The organism is Aeromonas sp. YN13HZO-058 (genome assembly GCF_001921245.1).
GTDB classification, from domain to species: Bacteria; Pseudomonadota; Gammaproteobacteria; order Enterobacterales; family Aeromonadaceae; genus Aeromonas; species Aeromonas allosaccharophila.
This window is the reverse complement of record NZ_MQSY01000078.1, coordinates 1-20615: the sequence shown is the minus strand read 5'-3', so window position 1 is coordinate 20615 and position 20615 is coordinate 1. Positions and strand designations below refer to the sequence as shown.

General features: G+C 60.3%; 13 protein-coding genes and 1 pseudogene. 7 read left to right on the top strand and 7 right to left on the bottom strand.

The annotated features are described in order from the left end of the window. The first annotated feature begins 396 nt into the window (after positions 1-396). The 5 genes from BSP75_RS19805 (at position 397) to BSP75_RS19785 (ending at position 6809) form a co-directional block, all read left to right on the top strand. Positions 397-1422 (top strand): ABC transporter permease subunit, encoded by a 1026-nt coding sequence (locus BSP75_RS19805; protein WP_075114349.1) that lies wholly within the window; start codon positions 397-399, stop codon positions 1420-1422. A 109-nt stretch (positions 1423-1531) separates the two neighbouring features. Next, complete coding sequence (locus BSP75_RS19800; RefSeq protein WP_075114348.1) at positions 1532-2575, top strand: ABC transporter permease subunit; 1044 nt, start codon at positions 1532-1534, stop codon at positions 2573-2575. A 151-nt stretch (positions 2576-2726) separates the two neighbouring features. Continuing rightward, positions 2727-4544, top strand: coding sequence for an extracellular solute-binding protein (locus BSP75_RS19795; RefSeq protein WP_075114347.1), 1818 nt, complete (start codon positions 2727-2729; stop codon positions 4542-4544). 31 nt (positions 4545-4575) lie between these two features. Beyond that, on the top strand, positions 4576-5766 hold the full coding sequence (locus BSP75_RS19790) for an ABC transporter ATP-binding protein (RefSeq protein ID WP_253186656.1): 1191 nt from the start codon (positions 4576-4578) through the stop codon (positions 5764-5766). After that, the gene (locus BSP75_RS19785) at positions 5763-6809 is read left to right on the top strand and encodes a dipeptide ABC transporter ATP-binding protein (protein WP_075114346.1); all 1047 of its coding nucleotides are present in this window, start codon (positions 5763-5765) and stop codon (positions 6807-6809) included. The genes BSP75_RS19790 and BSP75_RS19785 overlap by 4 nt, the downstream gene beginning before the upstream one ends. Before the next feature lie 65 nt (positions 6810-6874). Here BSP75_RS19785 and BSP75_RS19780 read toward each other — a convergent pair. Further along, positions 6875-7580 (bottom strand): annotated as a pseudogene (locus BSP75_RS19780) (IS1595 family transposase); the annotation flags it as partial. Positions 7581-7874: 294 nt separating this feature from the next. Here BSP75_RS19780 and glnE point away from each other — a divergent pair. Next, complete coding sequence (gene glnE / locus BSP75_RS19775; RefSeq protein ID WP_075114345.1) at positions 7875-10760, top strand: bifunctional [glutamate--ammonia ligase]-adenylyl-L-tyrosine phosphorylase/[glutamate--ammonia-ligase] adenylyltransferase; 2886 nt, start codon at positions 7875-7877, stop codon at positions 10758-10760. Between the two features lie 265 nt (positions 10761-11025). Further along, on the top strand, positions 11026-12120 hold the full coding sequence (locus tag BSP75_RS19770; RefSeq protein ID WP_075114344.1) for a type I restriction endonuclease: 1095 nt from the start codon (positions 11026-11028) through the stop codon (positions 12118-12120). A gap of 73 nt (positions 12121-12193) precedes the next feature. On the opposite strand, the gene BSP75_RS19765 is transcribed toward BSP75_RS19770, so the two are convergent. The 6 genes from BSP75_RS19765 to BSP75_RS19740 all read right to left on the bottom strand — a co-directional run bounded on the left by BSP75_RS19765 (position 12194) and on the right by BSP75_RS19740 (position 20362). After that, complete coding sequence (locus tag BSP75_RS19765; RefSeq protein ID WP_075114343.1) at positions 12194-14404, bottom strand: glycoside hydrolase; 2211 nt, start codon at positions 14402-14404, stop codon at positions 12194-12196. A gap of 108 nt (positions 14405-14512) precedes the next feature. After that, complete coding sequence (locus tag BSP75_RS19760) at positions 14513-15361, bottom strand: DUF2861 family protein (RefSeq protein WP_075114342.1); 849 nt, start codon at positions 15359-15361, stop codon at positions 14513-14515. Next, a complete protein-coding gene (locus BSP75_RS19755; RefSeq protein WP_075114341.1) occupies positions 15358-16005 on the bottom strand; it encodes a response regulator transcription factor in 648 nt (215 codons plus the stop codon). Before BSP75_RS19755 ends, BSP75_RS19760 begins: the two co-directional genes overlap by 4 nt. Beyond that, positions 16002-17384, bottom strand: a complete 1383-nt coding sequence (locus tag BSP75_RS19750) for a DUF3404 domain-containing protein (protein ID WP_075114340.1) — start codon at positions 17382-17384, stop codon at positions 16002-16004. Before BSP75_RS19750 ends, BSP75_RS19755 begins: the two co-directional genes overlap by 4 nt. Before the next feature lie 145 nt (positions 17385-17529). Further along, positions 17530-19707 (bottom strand): AsmA family protein, encoded by a 2178-nt coding sequence (locus tag BSP75_RS19745; RefSeq protein ID WP_075114339.1) that lies wholly within the window; start codon positions 19705-19707, stop codon positions 17530-17532. 151 nt (positions 19708-19858) lie between these two features. Further along, positions 19859-20362 carry an NUDIX domain-containing protein gene (locus tag BSP75_RS19740; RefSeq protein WP_075114338.1) on the bottom strand — a complete coding sequence of 168 codons (504 nt, stop codon included), beginning with the start codon at positions 20360-20362 and terminating at the stop codon, positions 19859-19861. Positions 20363-20615 lie beyond the last annotated feature (253 nt).

Genomic DNA, 20615 nt, shown 5'->3' with positions numbered 1-20615 from the left:
GTTCTCATGGGGGTAACAGATAAAATTGTCGAGATGATATCGTTTTCCTTCAATTTCACAACTCAAACAAAAACATTAAAAATCAACAATTTAAAAGTATTTAAAACTTAAACAAACAGCTGTTTATATTTTTTAAAATAATGTTGAGCAGTAGCGTTTTGTTTTGATTTTCACTTTCCAGATAAAAAACGTCATTTTTCGGTGCTTTTGGTCTCAGCGGGTCATTTGTCCCAGTTTTCCATTTCCTTGTACTTGATTTTTGTTGCAGAGCTTTTACAGTGGCCAAGCGGATTGTCTGCTGTTTGGCAACCAATCCAGCGCGTAATGCCAGGAAGGACAGGCCCGTCACCGGATTTGACTGGCCGCAAAAAAGAACAACAAGGACGAGGTTCCACCATGCTGTCGTATTTCCTACGTCGGATGCTTTTGATCATCCCGACGTTTCTCGGTATCACCCTGCTCGTCTTCACCATCACCCGTTTCGTGCCGGGCGGACCGGTCGAACGCATGCTGCTGCAAGCCCAGGTTTCCCAGAATGAATCTGGCCGCTCCAGCGGCAGCAAGGGGGCGCAGGCCCTCTCCGATGAACAGATCGAGGAGCTCAAGGCCTTCTATGGACTCGACAAGCCGATGCTGGTCGCCTACTGGGAGTGGCTGCAGAAGCTGGCGGTGCTGGATCTTGGCGAATCGACCCGCTATTACGAGCCGGTGTGGGGCCTCATCAAGGACAGGTTGCCGGTGACCGCCTTCTTCGGGCTGGCGACCTTTCTGCTCAGTTATGCCGTTTCCATTCCGCTCGGGGTGGCCAAGGCGCTCAGGCACAACAGCCGCTTCGACTCGTTAAGCTCCATGCTCATCTACATGGCCTATGCCCTGCCCGCCTACGTGGTGGGGATCTTCCTCATCACCGTCTTCGCCTTCCATCTGGAGTGGCTGCCGATGGGCGGTTTTCCGGGGGACGATTTTGAGTACATGGAGAGCAGCTGGGATCAGATCCGCACCGTCTTTGCCCACGCCCTGCTGCCGCTCATCGCCTACGCCATCGGTGATTTCGCCATCCTCACCATGACCATGAAAAACAGCCTGATGGAGAACCTGTCGGCAGATTATGTGCGCACCGCCGTGGCCAAGGGGCTGCCGTTTCGCAAGGCTGTCACCGACCACGCTATGCGCAACAGCCTGATCCCCATCGCCAGTCACCTGGGGTCTGTGCTCACCGTTTTCTTTGGCGGCTCCTTCCTCATTGAGACCATCTTCAACATCGACGGTATCGGCCTGCTCGGTTACGAGGCGATCGTCGAGCGGGATTACCCCACCGTCATGGGCATTCTGGCCATCACCTCGATGCTGATGCTGATCGGCAATATCGTCTCCGATATCTGCGTTGCCCTCGTTGATCCGCGCGTTCGGTTTGGAGAGTAACCATGAACCAGCCACCTCTTGCCATGCCGATGCTGATATCACGCCATATCGTCTCCGATATCTGCGTTGCACCTCCTGTTGACCCTCGCGTGCGGTTTGGAGACTGACCATGAAGCTCAATCCGGTTACCTTGAAAAAACTCAAGCGCTTCAAGTCGATCAAGCGCGGTTACTACTCCTTTATCATCTTCACCACCCTGGTGCTGCTCTCCCTGCTGGCGGAGCTGCTGGTCAACAGCCGAGCGCTGATGGTCAGCTATCAGGGCCAGCTGCACTTCCCCACCTATGGCGATGTGATCCCCGGTCAGCAGTTCGGGCTCGACTACGAGTACGAAACCAACTACCGCCAGCTCAAGGCCAAGTTTGCGGCAGAGGGTCAGGGTGACTGGGTGCTGTTGCCGCCGGTGCCCTGGAACCCCTACGAGCAGGATTTCAAAGAGGATGCCTACCCGCCCTATGCTCCGAGCATGGCTGAGCGCCACTTCCTCGGCACCGACACCAGCGGCCGCGACGTGCTGGCACGGCTGGTCTACGGCTTTCGCATTGCCATCGGCTTTGCCTTTATTGCGCTGGCGGCCAGTTACGCCATCGGGGTCACCATCGGCTGCCTGATGGGCTTTCTCGGCGGCCGCTTTGACCTCATCCTGCAACGCTTTATCGAGATCTGGTCCCAGGTGCCGTTTCTCTACGTCATCATGATCCTGGTATCGCTGGCCAAGCCCAACTTCGGCCTGTTTGTCGGCATCAACGTGCTGTTCGGCTGGATGGGGATCACCTGGTATATGCGCACCCTCACCTACAAGGAGCGGGCGCGGGACTATGTGATGGCGGCGCGGGCGCAAGGGGCCACCACCGGGCGAATCATCTTCAACCACATCCTGCCCAATACCCTGATGATGATCGTCACTCTGGCGCCATTCGCCGTGGTGGGCAATATCTCCACCCTGACGGCACTCGACTATCTGGGCTTCGGGCTGGCTCCGCCGACCCCGAGCTGGGGGGAGCTGCTCTCCCAGGGCATCAACAATCTGGATGCCATCTGGATCGTCAGCTCCGTGGTGGCAGCGGTGAGTCTGGTGCTGATCATGGTCTCCTTTATCGGTGAGGCGATCCGCGAGGCGTTCGATCCGCGCAAATTTACCCGTTACCAATAAGCCAGCCGGAGCCTGTGCGCATCAGCAGGCGCCGGGTAACGAACAGTGATTAATGAAGGACGGGCCGCCCCAATCGGCGGTCCCGGGAGCAAGGGATAATCCCGTTATCAATCAAGACCCCCAGTGCAGGGGCCAGACCTGGAAGTCAAACATGAAAAATAAAATCAAATGGATAGGTGCTCTCTTTGTGCTGGTAAACGGATCCTGGGTCTGGGCGGCCAGCCTGCCCGCGGATCTCAAATGGGAGACCAACGACACGGATCCGGTGTTCGCCTCCCCCAAGGCGCTGCCGGGCGGCAGCCTCAATATGTTTGTCGACAGCTTCCCGCTGACGTTTCGCACCGTGGGGCCCGACTCCAACGGTTCGTTTCGTTCCTTTATTCTCGATAACCAGTTGCGGCTCATCAGCTTTCACCCCAATACCGGCAACCCCATTCCGTCGCTCGCGACCCATTGGGCCATCGCGCCAGACAGCCAGACCGTCTACTTCAAGCTGGATCCCCGCGCCAAATGGTCGGATGGCAAGCCGGTCAATGCCGACGACTACACCTTCGGCTACGAGATGATGCGCTCAAAAGAAATCCGCGCCCCTTGGTTCAACAACTACTACACCACTGAAGTGGTGGCGGTAGAGAAGATCGACGACCACACCATTCTGGTCAAAGCGGGCAACCGCAAGGCCAAGCTGGATCTGCTCAACACCACCGAGCTGTGGCCCCAGCCCAGGCACTACTACAAGCTGACCCCCAACTGGGTGAAGCAGTACAACTGGGCCGTAGTGCCCACCACTGGCCCCTACGTGATCAGCGACGTCAAGAAGGGCAAGTCGGTCACCTTCAGCAAGCAGCAGGATTGGTGGGCAAAGAGTGATCGCTATAACCAGCACAGATTCAATATCGATACCATCAAGGTGCAGGTGATCCGCGACCACAACATCGCCTTCCGTCACTTCCTGAAAGGGGAGCTCGATACCTTCGAGATGATCCTGCCCAACTGGTGGCATGAAAAAGCGGTCACCCCGGAGTACAAGAAGGGGTACGTGCAGAAAGTGATGGCCATGACCGACACCAAACAGGGCGGTCAGGGTGTGCACCTCAATGTGGCCAACCCCAAACTGGCGGACGTGAACGTGCGCCTCGGCATCCAGCACGCCTTCAATATCGACAAGATGATCGAGACCGTGCTGCGCGGCGACTACGACAGAGCCACCACCTTCGACTCGGGCTTTGGCGAGTTCACCGACATCAAGCTGCCGGAGCGGGCCTATGACATAGGCAAGGCGCGCGAATACTTTGCCAAGGGCGGCTACAACAAGCCTGGGCCGGACGGCATCCTGCAAAATGAGAAAGGGGAACGGCTGACGCTGGCGCTCACCTACACCAGTCAGGAGCACTCCAAGCGACTGACCGTGCTGAAAGAAGAGGCCAAGAAAGCGGGTCTGGATCTGGAGCTCAATCTGGTGGATGGCGCCACCGGCTTCAAGGTAATGCTGGAGAAAAAACACGAAGCAGCCTGGCTCGGCTGGGGCGGCGGCGGTCTCTATCCGCAATATTGGGAGTTTTTCCACTCCGCCAACGCCAATAAACCGCAGACCAATAACCTATTCAACGTAGCGGACAAGGAGCTGGACGCGCTGATCGACGCCTACAACGTCGAATTCGACATGGCCAAACGGGCCAAACTCTCCCAGCAGATCCAGCAGCGCATCTATGATCTCGCCATCTTCGTGCCCGGCGTGCAGCTCAACTATGTGCGGGCCAGCAGCTGGCGTTATGTGATGCTGCCGGAGGTACCCGCTACCAAGAACACGCCGGATCTGCTCTACTGGCCGATGGACGGTTATCCTCACAGTAGCGGCGGTCTGCTCTGGCTCGATCCCAAGGTGAAGGAAGAGACCCGCAACGCCAAGGAGGCAGGGGAGGCGCTGGCGCCCATCAACCTGCTCGACAAGACCTATGCACGTCATTGATATTCAGGCCATTGCGAAGGGAGCAGCAGTTATGCCCAACACCCAGGCCCCCATTCTTGACGTACCGGATAACGGGGTGGAGTTCGCCGCTGATAACGGCCAGCACCCAGCCTCGATCCTCGACCTTGACGTACCGGATAACGGGGGGGAGTTCGCCGCTGATAGCGGCCAGCACCAGGCCTCGATCCTCGACGTACCGGATAACGGGGAGGTGTTCGTCGTTGATAACGGCCAGCACCGGGCCCCCATCCTTGAGGTAAGCGATCTCGAGGTGGAGTTCGCCGTCGATGACGGCAAGATCAAGGTGCTAGACGGGGTCAGCTTCAAGGTGGCCCCGGGTCAGACGCTGGGGATCGTCGGCGAGTCCGGCTGTGGCAAGAGTGTCACCTCGCTCGCCATCATGGGGCTCTTGCCCAAACCCCACGGTCAGGTGGTGGCCGGTGCCATCTGCTTTCAGGGGGAGGAGCTGCTGTCCCTTGCGCCGGATCAGATGTACAAGGTGCGCGGCAACCGCATCTCGATGATCTTTCAGGAACCGATGACGGCCCTCAACCCGGTGCAGACGGTGGGGGAACAGCTGATGGAGGTGTTTCGCCTCCATCGCCCCGAGTATGACAAGGTCCAGCGCAAAGCCGCGGCCATCGCCATGCTGCAGAAGGTGGGTATCCCGGAACCGGCCCAGCGCTTTGCGGTCTACCCCCACAACCTCTCCGGCGGTATGCGCCAGCGGGTGATGATCGCCATGGCGCTCTCCTGCGAGCCAGACCTGCTCATCTGCGACGAGCCGACCACGGCGCTGGATGTCACCATTCAGGCCCAGATCCTCGAACTGATGAAAGAGCTGCAAGCCCAGACCGGGATGGCCATCATCTTTATCACCCACGATCTGGGGGTGGTGGCGGAGCTGTGCGACGAAGTGGTGGTGATGTACGCCGGGCGGGCGGTAGAGCAGGCCGATGTGTTCGAGCTGTTTGACCACCCCCGTCACCCCTATACCCACGGCTTGATGAGCTCGATCCCGCGCCTTGAGGATGAGCCCAAGAGCCTGCTCAAGACCATCAAGGGACAGGTGCCAGCTCTGCACGAGATGCCCGCAGGCTGCCGCTTCTCCAACCGCTGCCCCCACGCGACCGATCTCTGTATCAGCGCCATTCCGGCGGTGGAGCAGTTAAATCTGCGTCACCATGTCGCCTGTCACTACTGGAAGGAGTTGACCGTATGAGCACTCTGTTATCGGTCAGGGATCTGAAACAGCACTTCCGGCTGGGGGGCGGGTTCCTGCGCAAGCAATATACGGTTCACGCGGTGGATGGCATCAGCTTCGACCTGAAACAGGGGGAGACGCTGGGGCTGGTGGGTGAGTCGGGCTGCGGCAAGTCCACCCTCGGGCGCAGCCTGCTCAAGCTGTTCGAGCCGACCGCGGGCACCATCACCTTCGAGGGGCGCGATATCACCGCCCTCAGCCCGAAGGAGATGCGCTCCCTGCGTCAGGAGATGCAGATGGTATTTCAGGACCCTGCAGAATCCCTCAACAGCCGCCACACCGTGGGCCAGATTTTGGAGGAGCCCTTTATCATCCACGGAAAAGGCAACACTGAGCAGCGCCGCGGCTGGGTACAGGAGCTGCTGGAAAAAGTTGGCCTGCCGGGCAGCGCAGTCGATCGCTACCCCCACGAGTTTTCCGGCGGTCAGCGCCAGCGCATCGGCATCGCCCGTGCCATCGCCCTCAAGCCCAAACTGCTGGTGTGCGACGAGGCGGTCTCGGCCCTCGATGTCTCGGTGCAGTCGCAGATCGTCAACCTGCTGCTCAGCCTGCAGCGGGAGATGAACCTCTCCATCATCTTCATCGCCCACGATCTGTCGGTGGTCAAACACATCTCGGATCGCATCGCGGTGATGTATCTGGGACGGATCGTCGAGCTGGCGGATGCCCAGTCGCTCTATCTGGCGCCGCGCCACCCCTATACCCAGGCGCTGATCTCCGCCATTCCGGTGCCGGATCCGCGGCGGCGCAGCCAGCGCATTCTGCTGACCGGCGATGTGCCCTCCCCCATCTCGCCGCCAAGCGGCTGCCACTTCCACCAGCGCTGCCCCCATGCAACCGAGCTGTGCAAGAGCAAGGCGCCAAGACTTGAGGCGTGTGATGAGGCCCATCATCAGGTGGCCTGTCACACCCCGCTCGCCGTCGGTGGTCACGCCATCAGCGGCAACGCCATCAGTGACAACGCTACGAGCGGCGACAGCAGGCTGGAGCAGGCGAGCTAGGTATGCTCTCTCTGTAGGTTGTTCACTCGGGGACCGAGGTGCCCAGTGAACAACCATGAAAATGGCTATGTCCCAATTACGTGTTGCATGGGGCGCCTCACGCAAACACGCGTTGATATTCACACCTCTCCCGTAACGCTCCAGCATCCTGCGCCAACCCTGGTAGTTCTTCAGGTAATGCGTCGCCACGCCATGGAACCGCTCCATCCACTCTTTCAACCGATGGTGATACGCACCAACCACCCGTTCGCCTTGGCGATCGTGCACTACCTGATGGGTTACGCCCGGCTCTTTGCTGAAACAGGCATACACACCCGCTCCATCGCTACACAGCACTGCATCCGGTGACACCAACGGCTTCAAGGCCGCGATGACCACCTCGGCATTTATCTTCTCTAGTTGAAAATCCGCATGGTGGCCTGCACGGTCCTGCACCACCATCACCGGAATGTAATCCGGCCCGGTTCCACGGGTTCGCCCCTTGCCACCACGATGTCTTGGCGGACGTGGCAGTCCCCGTTGCCCCTTGAACGATTCGAGGAAGAAGGTCTCGTCTACCTCAACGATGCCCTCTTCCCGGGTAGCCTGATGGGTAGCCATCGCGCGCAAGAAGCGGTGACGCCAGAGAAAAGCGGTGTTTTTGCTGACCCCGCAACACAACGCTGCCTGGCGGACGGTCAGTCCTTCAATGAGGGCTTGCGCGTAGTCTTCCCAGCACTGTGCTTTACGCAATCTGGCCAAGGGCGTGTTGGTCAGAACGGTGCTGGTACGCTGAATCATCCTCATGCAAGTCTGGGCTACCAGTCCCCATTAGTAGTATTCAATCTGTGAACAACCTAGTGGGTTTATACAGTGCCACCAGCCTGATGGAGATCTACAACCCCACAATCTACCAGCGCACCTGAATAACTGACCGCCGATAATTCCCGCCGGATCATGCTTCTCGCCCCTGTGCTGTGACGCGGGGGCCTGACAGTGCTAGATTGGCAGCCACCATTTTGAACCGGCAGTTTCCGTTAACCCCGTGTCGTTAACCAGCTGTCGTGAACCACAAGGACGGCAACCGTGGCCCAGCATTCAGCTTCTCTCTGTGCATCAATCACCTCTTTCCCACCCTTGCTGCAAGAACAGGCCGAACGTCAGTGGCTGCGACTGACCGAGCTGGCCCCCGATTATGGCAACCTTCCCGAGCCGGTGCGCCACACCCTGCTGACCCTGCTCGGCCTCTCCGATTTTGTCGCCGACTCTCTCTTCAAACAGCCAGAGTTGCTGACCGAGCTGCTCGCCTCCGGGGATCTCGAACGAACCGAACGCTGGCCCGCCTACCAGCAGGATTTGACCTCCCTGCTCGCCGAGGTGAGTGATGAAGAGGCGCTCAAGCGTATCCTGCGCCAGTTCCGCCGCAGCCGCATGCTGGTGATCGCTTGGCGCGAGCTGCTGGGCCATGCCGAGGTGGAAGAGAGCTTTATCCACCTCACCAAACTGGCGGATACGCTGATCTGCTCCGCCCGCGACTGGCTCTACGCCAAGCAGTGCGGCGAGCTGGGCACCCCGATGGACGGCAACGGCAACCCGCAGCCGCTGCTGATCCTCGGTATGGGCAAGCTTGGCGGTGGCGAGCTCAACTTCTCCTCGGATATCGACCTTATCTTCACCTTCCCCGAGAACGGCTACACGGTCGGCGGACGGCGCGAACTCGCCAACCAGCAGTTCTTCATCAAGCTGGGCCAACGCATCATCAACGCCCTCCACCAACCCACTCAGGATGGTCAGGTATTCCGGGTCGATATGCGCTTACGCCCCTTTGGCGATGCGGGGCCGCTGGCCATCTCCTTTGCCGCCATGGAGGATTACTACCAGCACCACGGCCGCAACTGGGAGCGCTACGCCATGGTCAAGGCACGGGTACTGGGCCCCCAATGCGAGCACGCGGTCGAGCTGGCCGAGATGCTGCGCCCCTTCGTGTTTCGCCGCTATATCGACTTTGGCGTTATCGACGGCCTGCGCCAGATGAAGGCGATGATCGCCGCCGAGGTGCGCCGCAAGGGGCTGGAGGGCAACATCAAGCTGGGGGCTGGCGGTATTCGCGAGGTGGAGTTTATCGCCCAGGCGCTGCAACTCATTCGCGGCGGGCGCGAACCGGCGCTGCGGGTGCGTCACCTGCCGGAGGCGCTGGCCGCCATCGCCCAATGTGGCGCCCTCGAATCCGCCCATTGCGACCGCTTGCTGAATGCCTATCGCTTCCTGCGCCGGGTCGAAAACATCTTGCAGGAGATCGGCGATCAGCAGACCCAGACCCTGCCCACCGAGGAGCGGGATCGCCAGCGGCTGATCGCTGCCCTCGGTTTTGCTGACTGGGGCGCCTTCATGGCCCATCTCGATGAGGAGATGGCCGCCGTCCATCAGGAGTTCGCCGCCGTGGTGGGGGAAGAAAAAGAGGCACCCGCCCATCTGGAACAGCTCTGGCTCGATCTCTGGCGCACCGAGCTCGACGCCGCCGAGCTGGAAAAACTGCTGAGCGCGCAGGGGGTGGCCGAGCCCGCCCCGCTCTGCACCGCCCTGCTGCGTTTCAAGGAGGAGTACAAGCGCCGTCAGGTAGGGCCGCAGGGGCGCATCGCGCTGGACTGGCTAATGCCGGAGCTGCTGCGACTGGTGATCGCCAGCGAGCCGCCCGCCCGCCTGTTCGAGCGGGTCTGTGAGCTGCTGACCCGCATCTTCACCCGCAGCGCCTATCTGCAACTGCTGGCGGAAAACCCGGGCGCCCTGCGCCAGCTGGTGCGGCTGTGCGACGCCAGCCATCTGGTGAGCGAGCAGCTGGCTCGCTACCCAATCCTGCTGGACGAGCTGCTCGATCCCCAGCACCTCTATCACCCCACCCCGCTCGATCAGTACAAACCCCAGCTGCGCCAGTTCCTGCTGCGCATCCCCGAAGAGGACGTGGAGCAGCAAATGGAGGCGCTGCGCCAATTCAAACAGGTGCAGCTGCTGCGCATCGTGGCGGCCGACATCGCCGGCGCCCTGCCGCTGATGAAGGTGAGCGACCACCTCACCTGGCTGGCGGAGGCGATCACCGAAGAGGTGGTCAATCAAGCCTGGGCCCAGATGAGTGAACGCTACGGGGTACCGCCCGAGGTAGCGGTGAGCGGCCAGCGCGGCTTTGCGGTGGTGGCCTACGGCAAGCTGGGCGGCATCGAGCTCGGTTACGGCTCGGATCTCGATCTGGTGTTCCTGCACGGTGGCGACCCCAACAGCTATACCGACGGGCGCAAACCCATCGACAGCCGCCAGTTCTACCTGCGTCTGGCCCAGCGGATCCTGCACCTGTTCAGCACCCGCACTCCCTCCGGCATCCTCTACGAGATCGATATGCGGCTGCGCCCCTCCGGCGACTCCGGCCTGCTGGTCTCGTCGCTGTCGGCCTATGAGCAGTATCAGCAAAACGAGGCGTGGACCTGGGAGCATCAGGCGCTGGTGCGGGCTCGCCCCATCTATGGCGATGATGCCATTGTTGCCGAGTTTGCCCGCATCCGCCGCGATGTGCTGGCTAAGGAGCGGGATCTGCCGACCCTGGCCCGCGAGGTGCGCGAGATGCGCCACAAGATGCGGGATCACCTGCTCAAGGCGGGGGCTGGCGAGTTCGACCTCAAGCAGTCACCCGGCGGCATGGTGGATATCGAGTTTATCGCCCAGTATCTGGTGCTGGCCCACGCCTGTGGCGAACCCGATGCCCTCACCCGCTGGTCCGATAACGTGCGTATCTTCGATGAGTGCGTCATGGCAGGGGTACTGACGCTGGAGCAGGCGGAGGGGCTGAAGCACGCCTATCTGGAGATCCGCAACCTCGGCCATCGCCTCAACCTCTCGGAGATCTCCCGCAAGGTGAGCGACGATCAGCTGCAGACTGAGCGCAGCCATGTGCTCGCCGTCTGGCAAACCCTGCTGGGGGAGTGAAATAAAATACCGCAGGATCAACGAGAAAGGGGCGCTTTGGCACCCCTTTCTAATATAAACATCAGCTACAAGCTCATATTTTCTTCATATGAAACTCAATAGCGGTGAGCTGGATCCTGTTTCAGGCATACCAACCTTGGAATCGTATGGCACTTTGCCGAATATACGCAGAGATAAGCCGTGTCTATGACTTCACCTGATTTTGGCCAGATATGACGGGTGAATATCAACCAAACAATTCCAGTCCCAGCGCAGAGAGGAAACAATGGATTTTTCAGAGCAGCTACAGAGTCTCGCCAAAAAGATTGCTCAACAGTCATCGATGATCACCACTGAAGAAGCAACCAAAAACGCATTTGTCATGCCATTTCTCAATCGTGTGCTTGGTTATGATGTGTTTGATCCTACGGAGGTGATTCCGGAATTCACCGCAGATACAGGCATCAAAAAAGGGGAAAAGGTTGACTACGCCATTCTCAAAGATGGCCAAGTGCAAATTCTGGTTGAGTGCAAAAAATACAGTGAAAAACTCTCGGCCAAGCACTCTGGTCAACTCTTTCGCTATTTTTCAGTTACCAACGCTCGAATCGGCATTCTGACCAATGGGGCACAATATGAGTTCTACACAGATCTTGATGCACCAAACAAAATGGACGAAAAACCATTTTTGACGCTCGATCTGGAAGACATTGATGAACACATAGTGCCTGAGGTATTGAAACTAACCAAAACCTCTTTCGATGTTGATTCTGTGGTCGATGCGGCTGGTGAACTGAAGTACCTCAGCCAGATCAAAAAGTTGCTAGCCGAACAATTTGCCTCACCGGAAGAAGACTTTGTTAAGTTCTTTGCATCCAGAATCTATGACGGTGTACTGACTGCAAAGGTCAAACAGTCCTTTACCGACATCACCAAGAAGGCACTCAGCCAATTCCTGAATGACAGCATCAATGCCAGATTGAAGTCTGCGATTGGTGGCAGTGTCAGCTCCTCAACGATCCAACCGGCATTTGATAGTAATCCATCAAGTGACAACAATAATACCGAAGGCAGTAGCGAGGAAAAATCAAAGGTCGATACAACGATTGAAGAAATGGAAGGCTTTAATGTCGTCAAGGCAATTCTGAGACAGCGATTTGATGTAACAAGAATCTCGGCAAGAGATACCCAAAGCTATTTTGGTATTCTCCTCGACGATAATAATCGCAAGCCGTTATGCCGTTTGCATTTCAATGCAAAGCAGAAATATATCGGTTTATTTGACGCTGACAAGAAAGAGACCCGACATCCTATCTCCTCGATAGATGAGATTTTCACCTTTGCAGATCAGCTACTGGCAGCCAATTCAGTCTACGAGTAAGGCTGGTTAAAGGGGGGCGGAATCACTCTGCCCCCATTCACTTCTGTAAGCGGCAAACTAACCGAAACCTGTGTCAACGCACCCCATCCGGTTGCGAGACAAACTGCTGCTGGCTGCCATCGGGCAGCAGCGCCAGCACGCTTTGAGCGGCCAGTTTTATCCCTGCCAGCTCGGTGGCCGGGCCGAAGTTGGCTATCAGTCGAGTGCCATCGGCAAACTCGCTCTGCTGCACTACTCCTCGTTTGTCGAGCCAGCGAAAACCGGTGAGGGGCTGGTTGTAGAGCCGCTCATGCAGTGGGCGGAAGAAGGCATCGAGCCCCTTGAGATAGGGAATGCGCGCGCTGGCGCTATCCAGACTGAGATTGAGCAGCGGCGGCACGTTGTAGAGCTGCTGCAACAGTTCGGTCACCTGACGGCGCTCCCTGAACTTGAGGCTATCCATCGTCCAGTGGTGGGTGGTCACTATGCTGTCGTGAAAGACGCTCTGGAACAGCGGCAACCGCAGCGCCGGATCGAAGTAGAGCCCCTGATACCCGGGCTTGAGGTGGCTCTGGCGAAAGAAGAACGCGGGCTGATAGTCGGGATACCAGGCTCCCAGATAGTAGGGAGAGCGCTTGTTACGGCGCATATCGGGATCCTGCCAGCCAAAGCTGCTGGTCTGGGGGCCGTGGGCAAAGGCCGCGGTGCGGTTGGCTACCGCGCCGCCCTCCTCAGAGCCCACCAGCACACCCTGACTCTTGACAATCCACGCCATCCCCGCCATGCGGTTTTGCGCATCCTGTGCCTGAGTGGTCGGTTTGGCCGGGTCGAAGTCGTCAAACACCATGCCGGTCGCCGCCACATCGAGGAACCAGCTGTTGTAGTGGCTCGCCTGCTGCAACCAGGACACGCGCTGCTCCATCACCGGGCGCGCACAGGCCTGATTGGTGTAGACGCCGCTGTTTTGAAAGCCGCTCTTGCGCTGACCGTTCTCCTGCATGATGCCGCAGCGCAGATAGATATCCTGCCCCATCTGGGCGGTGAGCCAGCTCTGTTGGCTATTCCTCTCAGGCAGCGCGGTATCGTAAGAGTCGTAAGGAGCGATGAGATAGCCCGCCTCTTTGGCAAGCGCTATCCCCTGCGGCGCAGCAAAACCGGCAGTCCACTGGGGCAGACCCAGCCAGAGTCTGGGTAGTCCAGCCTGCTTGAGAGCATCAATCATCTTGGCCGAGCTGCCATCACCCCAACTCTGCGGCTCGTTGAGCGCAGCCCCCAGTTGCGTGGCAGCCAGCGTGCGCCGGGCAGCAAAATCAGCCGGTTGCTGACCCGGATGGCGCAGCGCAAGCGCCTGCTCTACCCCGGCCAGCACCAGATTTTGCAGATAGCGGTTGCGGGCCAGATCGGGCGTTTGCAGCGCACTCTTACTCTCCCCCTTGAGCCAGTCGGCGGGGATCAGGCGGCGCAGCGCGGGCCAGCTCTTCACATCCTGTGGCACCAGCAGTCGCTCGCCCCAGAGGTAGAGGTGAGAGGCGCCAATCAGCCGCTTGCCATCCTTTACTGCCGCCAGCTTGCTCTCGAGCGAGACCAGCTCGCCCCGCTCCTGCAACCAGCTGCGATAGGCCTTGGCCGCCGCCAGCCAGTCACTGCCCGGCTGCAACGACACCTCGACCTCATAGGGGGCCGCCTGATTAAGGCGATTGACGCTATGGGTCGCCGTCAGGGCAATGCCATCTTTCCTAGGCGCAAAGGTGAGCCGGTTGTTGAAGGGGTTGGCAAAGAGGATCGCCAGCTGTTGATCGCCGTGATCCAGCCCGACCAGCGGCAGGGTGAGATCCTCGGTGGTGTTGATCCCCTGATACTCCTGCGCCAGCGCCTTGCGCCACACGGGATGAGTCGCCGGGATGCGAAAACCCTCGTGGATCGGCAGCATCAGCGCCTGTGCCCCTGCCGGCACCCGCGGCCATACCAGCTCGCCGGAGGTCGCGCGGTTCAGGGTGAGGATCAGCCGGTTGCCCTCGAGGCGAGCCGAGGCTCGCACCTCGCCATCGGCACGGGTGCGCCAGCTGGCACGCTCCCCCTCCTGCTGCAATGCAGTGACCGGCTGACGCGGGCCGGGGGCAGAGATGACAAGGTGCTTGCCCGATGGCAGCACAGCCTCGGCTGCCAGGGTGGCGGGATCCAGCTCGATGCGCCACTGATCGTTGGCCAGGGTCAGCGCCTCGGCAGGCAGTGAGAGCAAAGATAGCAGCGGCGCCAACAGCAGCAGCGGGCGGATCCGGCTCGCTAATTCGGGAAGAAGGGTCATGGTTTGTGATTCCTGATAACACTCGGGAATCGCCATTTCAGCAGATCGGCCGCCTGCGATTGTCAGGCCAATGTCAGGATTGCGGTGACCTGACCATCACGACATCCATTAGTCCACCGGCCCCGCCTGACTGTGGCTCAGCTGCAACACCAGCTGGCCGCGCTGGCTGGTCTGCACCAGCGAGAGGGTACGCCAGCTGTCGGGCGTAGCGGTTGGCCAGTTCACCGGCTCATCAGTCGCAATCCGGTGCCACCAGAGCAGGGAGTATTGCGGGCGGGCCAGCACCGTCTGCTCAAGCCAGATCGGAGTGCACGAAGCGGGATTGACGGGGGGATTGGCCACCGCTTGCGGCGAGCGAGAGAGCCAGTCCAGATCCTGCACCGCAGGCAGCGGCAGCGCCACCTGCCAGCGCTGGCCCGCCACCGTCAGCCGCAGCTGATAGAGCCCAGCTGGCAAAGGCATCGGCAGATCGGCCCCGACAACCCTGACCCCTTTATTCTCTTCCGCCTCCCACTGGGCACCTTCCAAACGGTTGCGGCCAGCGGGATCGATAAGTTCAGCGGCTGTGATGGGCCCCTCCCCGGTCAGCTGCACCCGATAGTCCCGCAGCAGCGGCGCATCGCGCTGGATCAGCTCAAGGCGCAGCTCGCTCACCCCATCAGGCAAGGTCAGCGGGAAATCCTTGCCGCAGTGCTGGGCACTCAGCGCTGCCAGCATCCCCTGCAAGCTACGGCGCTCGGCATCGCTGTTAAGCGCAGACCATGCCTGCTGCAGTGATTGCCAGGCGTGCCGGTTATCCCCCTGCAACAGCGCCAGGGTAGCCGGTTGCAGCGGGTCAGTGCGTTCGGTTTCCAAGAGGCGCTCGGTTGCCATCACGCCGCTTACGTTCAGAAGGGCAATGTTCAGAAGGCCGACGCTTAGAGCCAACCGCAGCCCAGCCAGCGTTGCGCGCTTCACGCTGTCACCTCCAGCCGGTAGCCGATGCCGCGCACCGTCTCGATGGCCAGCCCAGGCAGCTTCTGGCGCAGTTGCAGAATATGGGTATCAACCGTGCGGGTGGAGGGGAACGCCTGATAGCCCCACACCCGATTGAGGATCTCCTCCCGGCTGAGCACCCGCCCCGCCATTCGCACCAGCAGGGTAAGCAGGGCAAACTCGGTAGGGGTAAAGCTCACCTCCGCATCCTGCCAGCTCGCCTGCATCCGGGCGGGATGAAGCTGCAAACCGCCCACCGCCTGAGTGCCATCCCCCAACTGGCGCAGCTGAGCACGGATCCGCGCCAGCAGCTCGTCGTGGGAGAAGGGCTTGGTCAGGTAGTCGCGCGCCCCCGCATCGAGCCCGGCCACCCGATCGCTCACCTCTACCCTTGCGGTCAGCACGATCACCGGCAGTGCCTTGCGCGCCAGCCACTGGGGCAGCCAGTCGAGGGCATCCCCCTCTGGCATGGTGCGATCCAGCAGCACCAGATCCGCCGCCAGCCACTGCTGCTCCGCCGCAGTCAGGGTGTCGCAACAGAGGCAACGATACCCCTCGCGGGTCAGATAGCGTTGCAGGTTCTCCGCCAGCAGCGCCTCGTCTTCGACAAGCAGGATGGTCTTCATGATTCGGGGTCGCTCCAGAGTTGGCAGGGCAGCGTCAGGGTGAAGGTGGTGGGCGGGCCGGAAAGGGTGAGGCGCCCGCCAAGACGGCGCAGCAGATGGCGCACGATGGCAAGCCCCAGTCCCAAACCATCGGCACGGGCACCGCGGCGCAGCAGGGTAGCGAGCCGGTAACCCGGCAACTCGCCACCATCGCTGACCGCGAGGATCAGACGCCCTGCCTGCCAGCTGACACAGATCCGAACCGGCGCGCGGCCATGCTGGCTGGCGTTGCGCAGCAGGTTGTCGAGGGCAAGGTCGAGCCAGTAGAAGGGGAGCGCCAGAGTCATCTCCCGCTCAAGGCAGAAGGCGGCACCATGCCGCTCGCAGGCCAGGGTGAGCCACTCGGCCAGACTGACTGCCACCCGCTCATCTTTGAGGGTCTCTGCCGCCAGATAGTGGCGACTCGCCTGCGCCAGCTGATGCAGGCGGGCGACACTGCCCAGCAGTTGCCCCACGCTCTGCTGGGCGGAAGGGGGCAGCCGGTCGAAATCGTGGCGCAGCTCCTCGCTGATGCCGGAGAGCGCCATGATGGGAGTACGCAGCTCGTGGGTCAGCATCTGCAATGCGACACGCCGCTCCCGCAGCAGGCGCCAGCGCTGCCAGCTGGCCCACCCCAGCAGCAGGATGAAACCAAGATAGCTGGCCAGCGCCAGCCACTGCCAATGGAGCGTTGGGCGCTCGTTGATGCAAAGCGTGCCGACCCGCTCCTGACAGGGGCCATCGACTCGGCCATCCAGCGTCACCCCGAGCCACTCGGCCAGCGGTTGCCACTGCCCGGTGCCATAGCGACGCCACTGCCCATCGGCAAGCAGCCAGAGCTGGCCGGATTGCAGCAGCCAGCGCTCGCCCCGCAGCAGGGCGTCGAGGTTGTCATCATCAAGCTCGCCAAGCTGCCCCAACCGGTCGCGCCGCTCCCGCACATGGAGCAGCTCGTCGAGCCCGGCCGACGGATGGCGAGCCAACCAGCGGGCAGCGCTACTTCCCCCCAGCGGATAGACGGGGTTAGCGGCAAACCAGCGGGTCGAGGGCGCAGCCCCTTGGCCGCAAAGCGCCCGCAGCAGCGGCAGCCACTCGGCAGGCAAGTCATTCTCTGTCCCGCACTCCTGCTGATAGCGATAGATAGCCTGCAACTGGCGCAGCGGATAACGCTGCCAGGCGGGATAGAGGGAGTCGGGAGCAATCAGGCGACGGTCGAGCCGCTGCACCTCGTCAAGAGGCAGCGCCTGTTCGGGAGCCTGCTTGGCCAGCTCGCCAGCCAGACGATCCGCCAGCGGCCCGGCCAGCACGGGATAGGCCATGCCGTAGCAGATCAGTGAGCAGAGCAGCAGGATCAGGCGCATAAGTTCAACTCGAGATGACTCCGAATGGAGGCGCAACAGATTACTGCGCCATAAAAAATGTCAGCGCCATTTTTCAATGGCGCTGACATCCGGTCAACCGCTAACGGCATTGGCGCGGCTCGCGCCAGCCCATATGAACCGTCACCTATTTGAACAGTCCCTTGAGCAGCTGGTCAGCCACCCCTTTGACGGCATCGTTTTCGGCCTTGTCACCCAGCAGCTTCTTGAGGCCGCGTTCGGCCTCCTTGCGCGCCTTATCCTCCAGCAACTTGTTGTTGCTGAGCAGCGCCTTCACGTCGAGCTGGTAGCTGGGGGCTTGCCAGTGGCCGCCGATCCGCACCGGAATGGTGATCTCCTTCAGCTCGTCCACATCCTTGCCCCCCTGCCCCTTGCTGCTCTCGACGATGGAGGTGAGGAACAGGAAGTCGAGGCTCTCCGGCACCAGCGCAGTCTGCCCCTCCCCCTTGACCCGCAAGGCCGGGGCAAAGAGCTGGATGTCGTTGCTGCGGGCGATGCCGTCGGCAATCTGGAAACTGGCGGTGAGGGCGCTGAAATCGGTCTTGCGTGCCTCCTTCACCTGCTCGGCCCCCTTGCCGGTGAGGGTGGCCCGCGCCTCGCGGATCATCTCCGGCAGGTTGATGCCGTGCAGGGCGCCATCGCTCAGCTTCAATGTGACTTTGCCCTGCATCCCGTTGCGCAGAGCCAGCGCGGAGAGACCACGGCCTTGCACCTGCACATCGAGATCGCCCTTGCCCTCCAGCAGATCACTCTGGGCCAGAGTCTGCAGCAAGGGACGAATGTTCACTCCGGCCACCTGCTTGTGCACCTTGTAGGTAGCAGGCTGCTGGCGCGCGTCGAGAACCCCGTTCGCGTTTACCTGACCGCCAGCCACGGTCGCGCTGAACTGTTTGAGCGTCAGCAGTCCCTTGGCCAGAGCCACCTGCAGATCGACAGCACCGAGATCCAGCCCTTTCAGGCGCAAGCTGCCGAGTTGCAGCCGACCATCCAGATCCCCCCCCTTGAGCACGCCCAGCTCCGGTTCAACCGCGGAGAGGGCTTCGCTCTTGCCGCTTACTGCTTTATTGCCACTTGCCGCGGCATTGGAGGCACCGGCCACCGGTTTGCTCTCTTTCGCCTGTGCTGTCGTGGTAGGTGCCGATTTGGCGAGCCAGCTGTCGAGATCCAGCTTCTCCCCCTTGAGATCGAAAGTGAGCGCGGGAACAGCACCAAGCTGCACGGTTCCATCACCACTCAGCAGCGCCTCATCAGCACTCATCACCAGCTTGCTCAGGGTAATCAACTGCTTGTCGAGCTCGGCACGGGCAAAACCGGCCAGTTTCAGCTTCATTTGCGGGCGCGGCAGCGCATCACCTTCCAGCGCGGCTGTCAGCAGCACATCGGAGAGCTCGGCCAGCTTCATCTCTTTATCGAGCCGCCCCTTGAACGTACCCTCCAGCGAGCCAGCCAGTGAAGCTTGTTGCCCCTCCCCCTTGGCTCCTTTCAGCGCCAGCGTGAGATTGCTCCACTCACCCAGAGCAAGTCGATCCCCCTTGATGGAGAAACTGTCGAGTCGCAGGGACGGGTCACTCAGGCTGCCACTGAGGCTCAGATCTTTCAGTTCGCTGGCCATGGTCTCCTGCGCCAGCTTGATCTGGGTCTGTCCCTTGATATCGAAAGCGAGCTTGTCTGCACTCCCCTTGGCAGCCAACGTCACGGGCACCCACTGGCCGGTGGCCAGCTGCCCCATATCGAGATCGAGACGATCCAGCCGCAACGAGGTACCACTGCGATCATCTTGTACCAGCGCACTGGCTTGGGAGAGCGCGACACCCTGCAGGCTGATTTGCCAGGGCTGACTCTCGCCAGCCGACACCGGTTCGGCAGCAGGCTTAGCTGGCTCACTCGTTGTTGTCGCCGTTGAAGCCGCTGAGTCATTGATCAGGCCGCTCAGATTGGAGCTGCCATCCACTTTGGTCTGGATAAAGAGATGGGCACCACTCAGGGTCACCTTGCCGATCTCCAGACGATGGGAGAACAGCGGCAACAGGGCTACCGAGGCCTCCCCCTGCTCGAAACGAACAAGATCAGGCTCGGCAAAACCGTCCGGATTGCGCAGGGCGACCTGCTCCAGCGAGAGACCGAGACTCGGCCAGAAACGCCAGTCAATCTCCCCCGCCATCACCAGTTCGCGGCCCGTGCTCTTGCGCACCTGTTCAGCCAGTTGGGGCTTGAATTGATTGGGGTCGATAAGGCTGACCAGCGCCACAATGGCCACCACTGCCGCCACGGCCAGACCCAGCAAGATGTAGATGATCTTCTTCACGATGAACTCCTTGAATAGGGATCCTGACCGTGACTATATCACCCGGGGCAATGCAGAGGGGGCATGGCGGCAAAAAGGGCGAGAGCACCGGACAGGGATAGTCGCGAACTCTGGCATCCGCGCTCAACAGAGGCCCCGAAGGCCCTCAAGTTCAGGAATGAGCAGACTGCTGCAATAGCGCCACGGCAGAGCGGGTCGAGGTGAAAGCGAAACGGGAAAAGCAGAGCGAATCGAGCTTCATCCAGTGACAATCAGCCACGTCATCGGCGGGCTGGATAACCGGTTTCTCTGTCAGCGTAATTGTGAAAAAGGTGTCACAGGTGTGATAGGTGATGCCATCGTAGGGATAGATATTGGGGAATGAACCAAGATAGGTGCAAGGTTGACCGCTGACATCGAGCCCCAGCTCCTCCTGCAACTCGCGCACCAATGCCCCCTCCAGCGACTCGCAGGGATCGACGAATCCCCCCGGCAGATCCAGCAACCCCTTGCCCGGATTGCGGTCACGCACCGCAACCAGCACCTCGTCCTGCCAGCAAAGCGCCACCATCACAGCAGTCGCCACATTCTGGAAAAAATGAAAACCGCAGCCACAGCGAAACTCTTTCTGACTGACGCTCAGCAGAGTTTGACCGCCGCATTTTGGGCAAAACATGGGTTATCTCCGACGAAATAAAGCGTCATTTTACGCCGTTAACGCCGATTTTTATGAGTAAAACAGAAGGGAAGATAAAGAGTTCAGGGGAAACAGGGGTAAAACAGGGGTAAAACAGGGGTAAAACAGGGGTAAAACAGGTCAATTATCAGACTACTTGCTAAATTGCAGTCAATAAAAAACCCCGCTCATCGAGCGGGGTTTCTTGTATTGGGTGCCTGGCAGTGTCCTACTCTCGCATGGCGAATGCCAC

Coding starts and splice junctions, on each gene's coding strand:
- BSP75_RS19795 (WP_075114347.1), top strand. CDS start 2,727: ATGAAAAATAAAATCAAATGGATAGGTGCTCTCTTTGTGCTGGTAAAC.
- BSP75_RS19740 (WP_075114338.1), bottom strand. CDS start 20,362: ATGTTTTGCCCAAAATGCGGCGGTCAAACTCTGCTGAGCGTCAGTCAG.
- BSP75_RS19765 (WP_075114343.1), bottom strand. CDS start 14,404: ATGACCCTTCTTCCCGAATTAGCGAGCCGGATCCGCCCGCTGCTGCTG.
- BSP75_RS19800 (WP_075114348.1), top strand. CDS start 1,532: ATGAAGCTCAATCCGGTTACCTTGAAAAAACTCAAGCGCTTCAAGTCG.
- BSP75_RS19750 (WP_075114340.1), bottom strand. CDS start 17,384: ATGCGCCTGATCCTGCTGCTCTGCTCACTGATCTGCTACGGCATGGCC.
- BSP75_RS19805 (WP_075114349.1), top strand. CDS start 397: ATGCTGTCGTATTTCCTACGTCGGATGCTTTTGATCATCCCGACGTTT.
- BSP75_RS19770 (WP_075114344.1), top strand. CDS start 11,026: ATGGATTTTTCAGAGCAGCTACAGAGTCTCGCCAAAAAGATTGCTCAA.
- BSP75_RS19790 (WP_253186656.1), top strand. CDS start 4,576: ATGCCCAACACCCAGGCCCCCATTCTTGACGTACCGGATAACGGGGTG.
- BSP75_RS19755 (WP_075114341.1), bottom strand. CDS start 16,005: ATGAAGACCATCCTGCTTGTCGAAGACGAGGCGCTGCTGGCGGAGAAC.
- BSP75_RS19785 (WP_075114346.1), top strand. CDS start 5,763: ATGAGCACTCTGTTATCGGTCAGGGATCTGAAACAGCACTTCCGGCTG.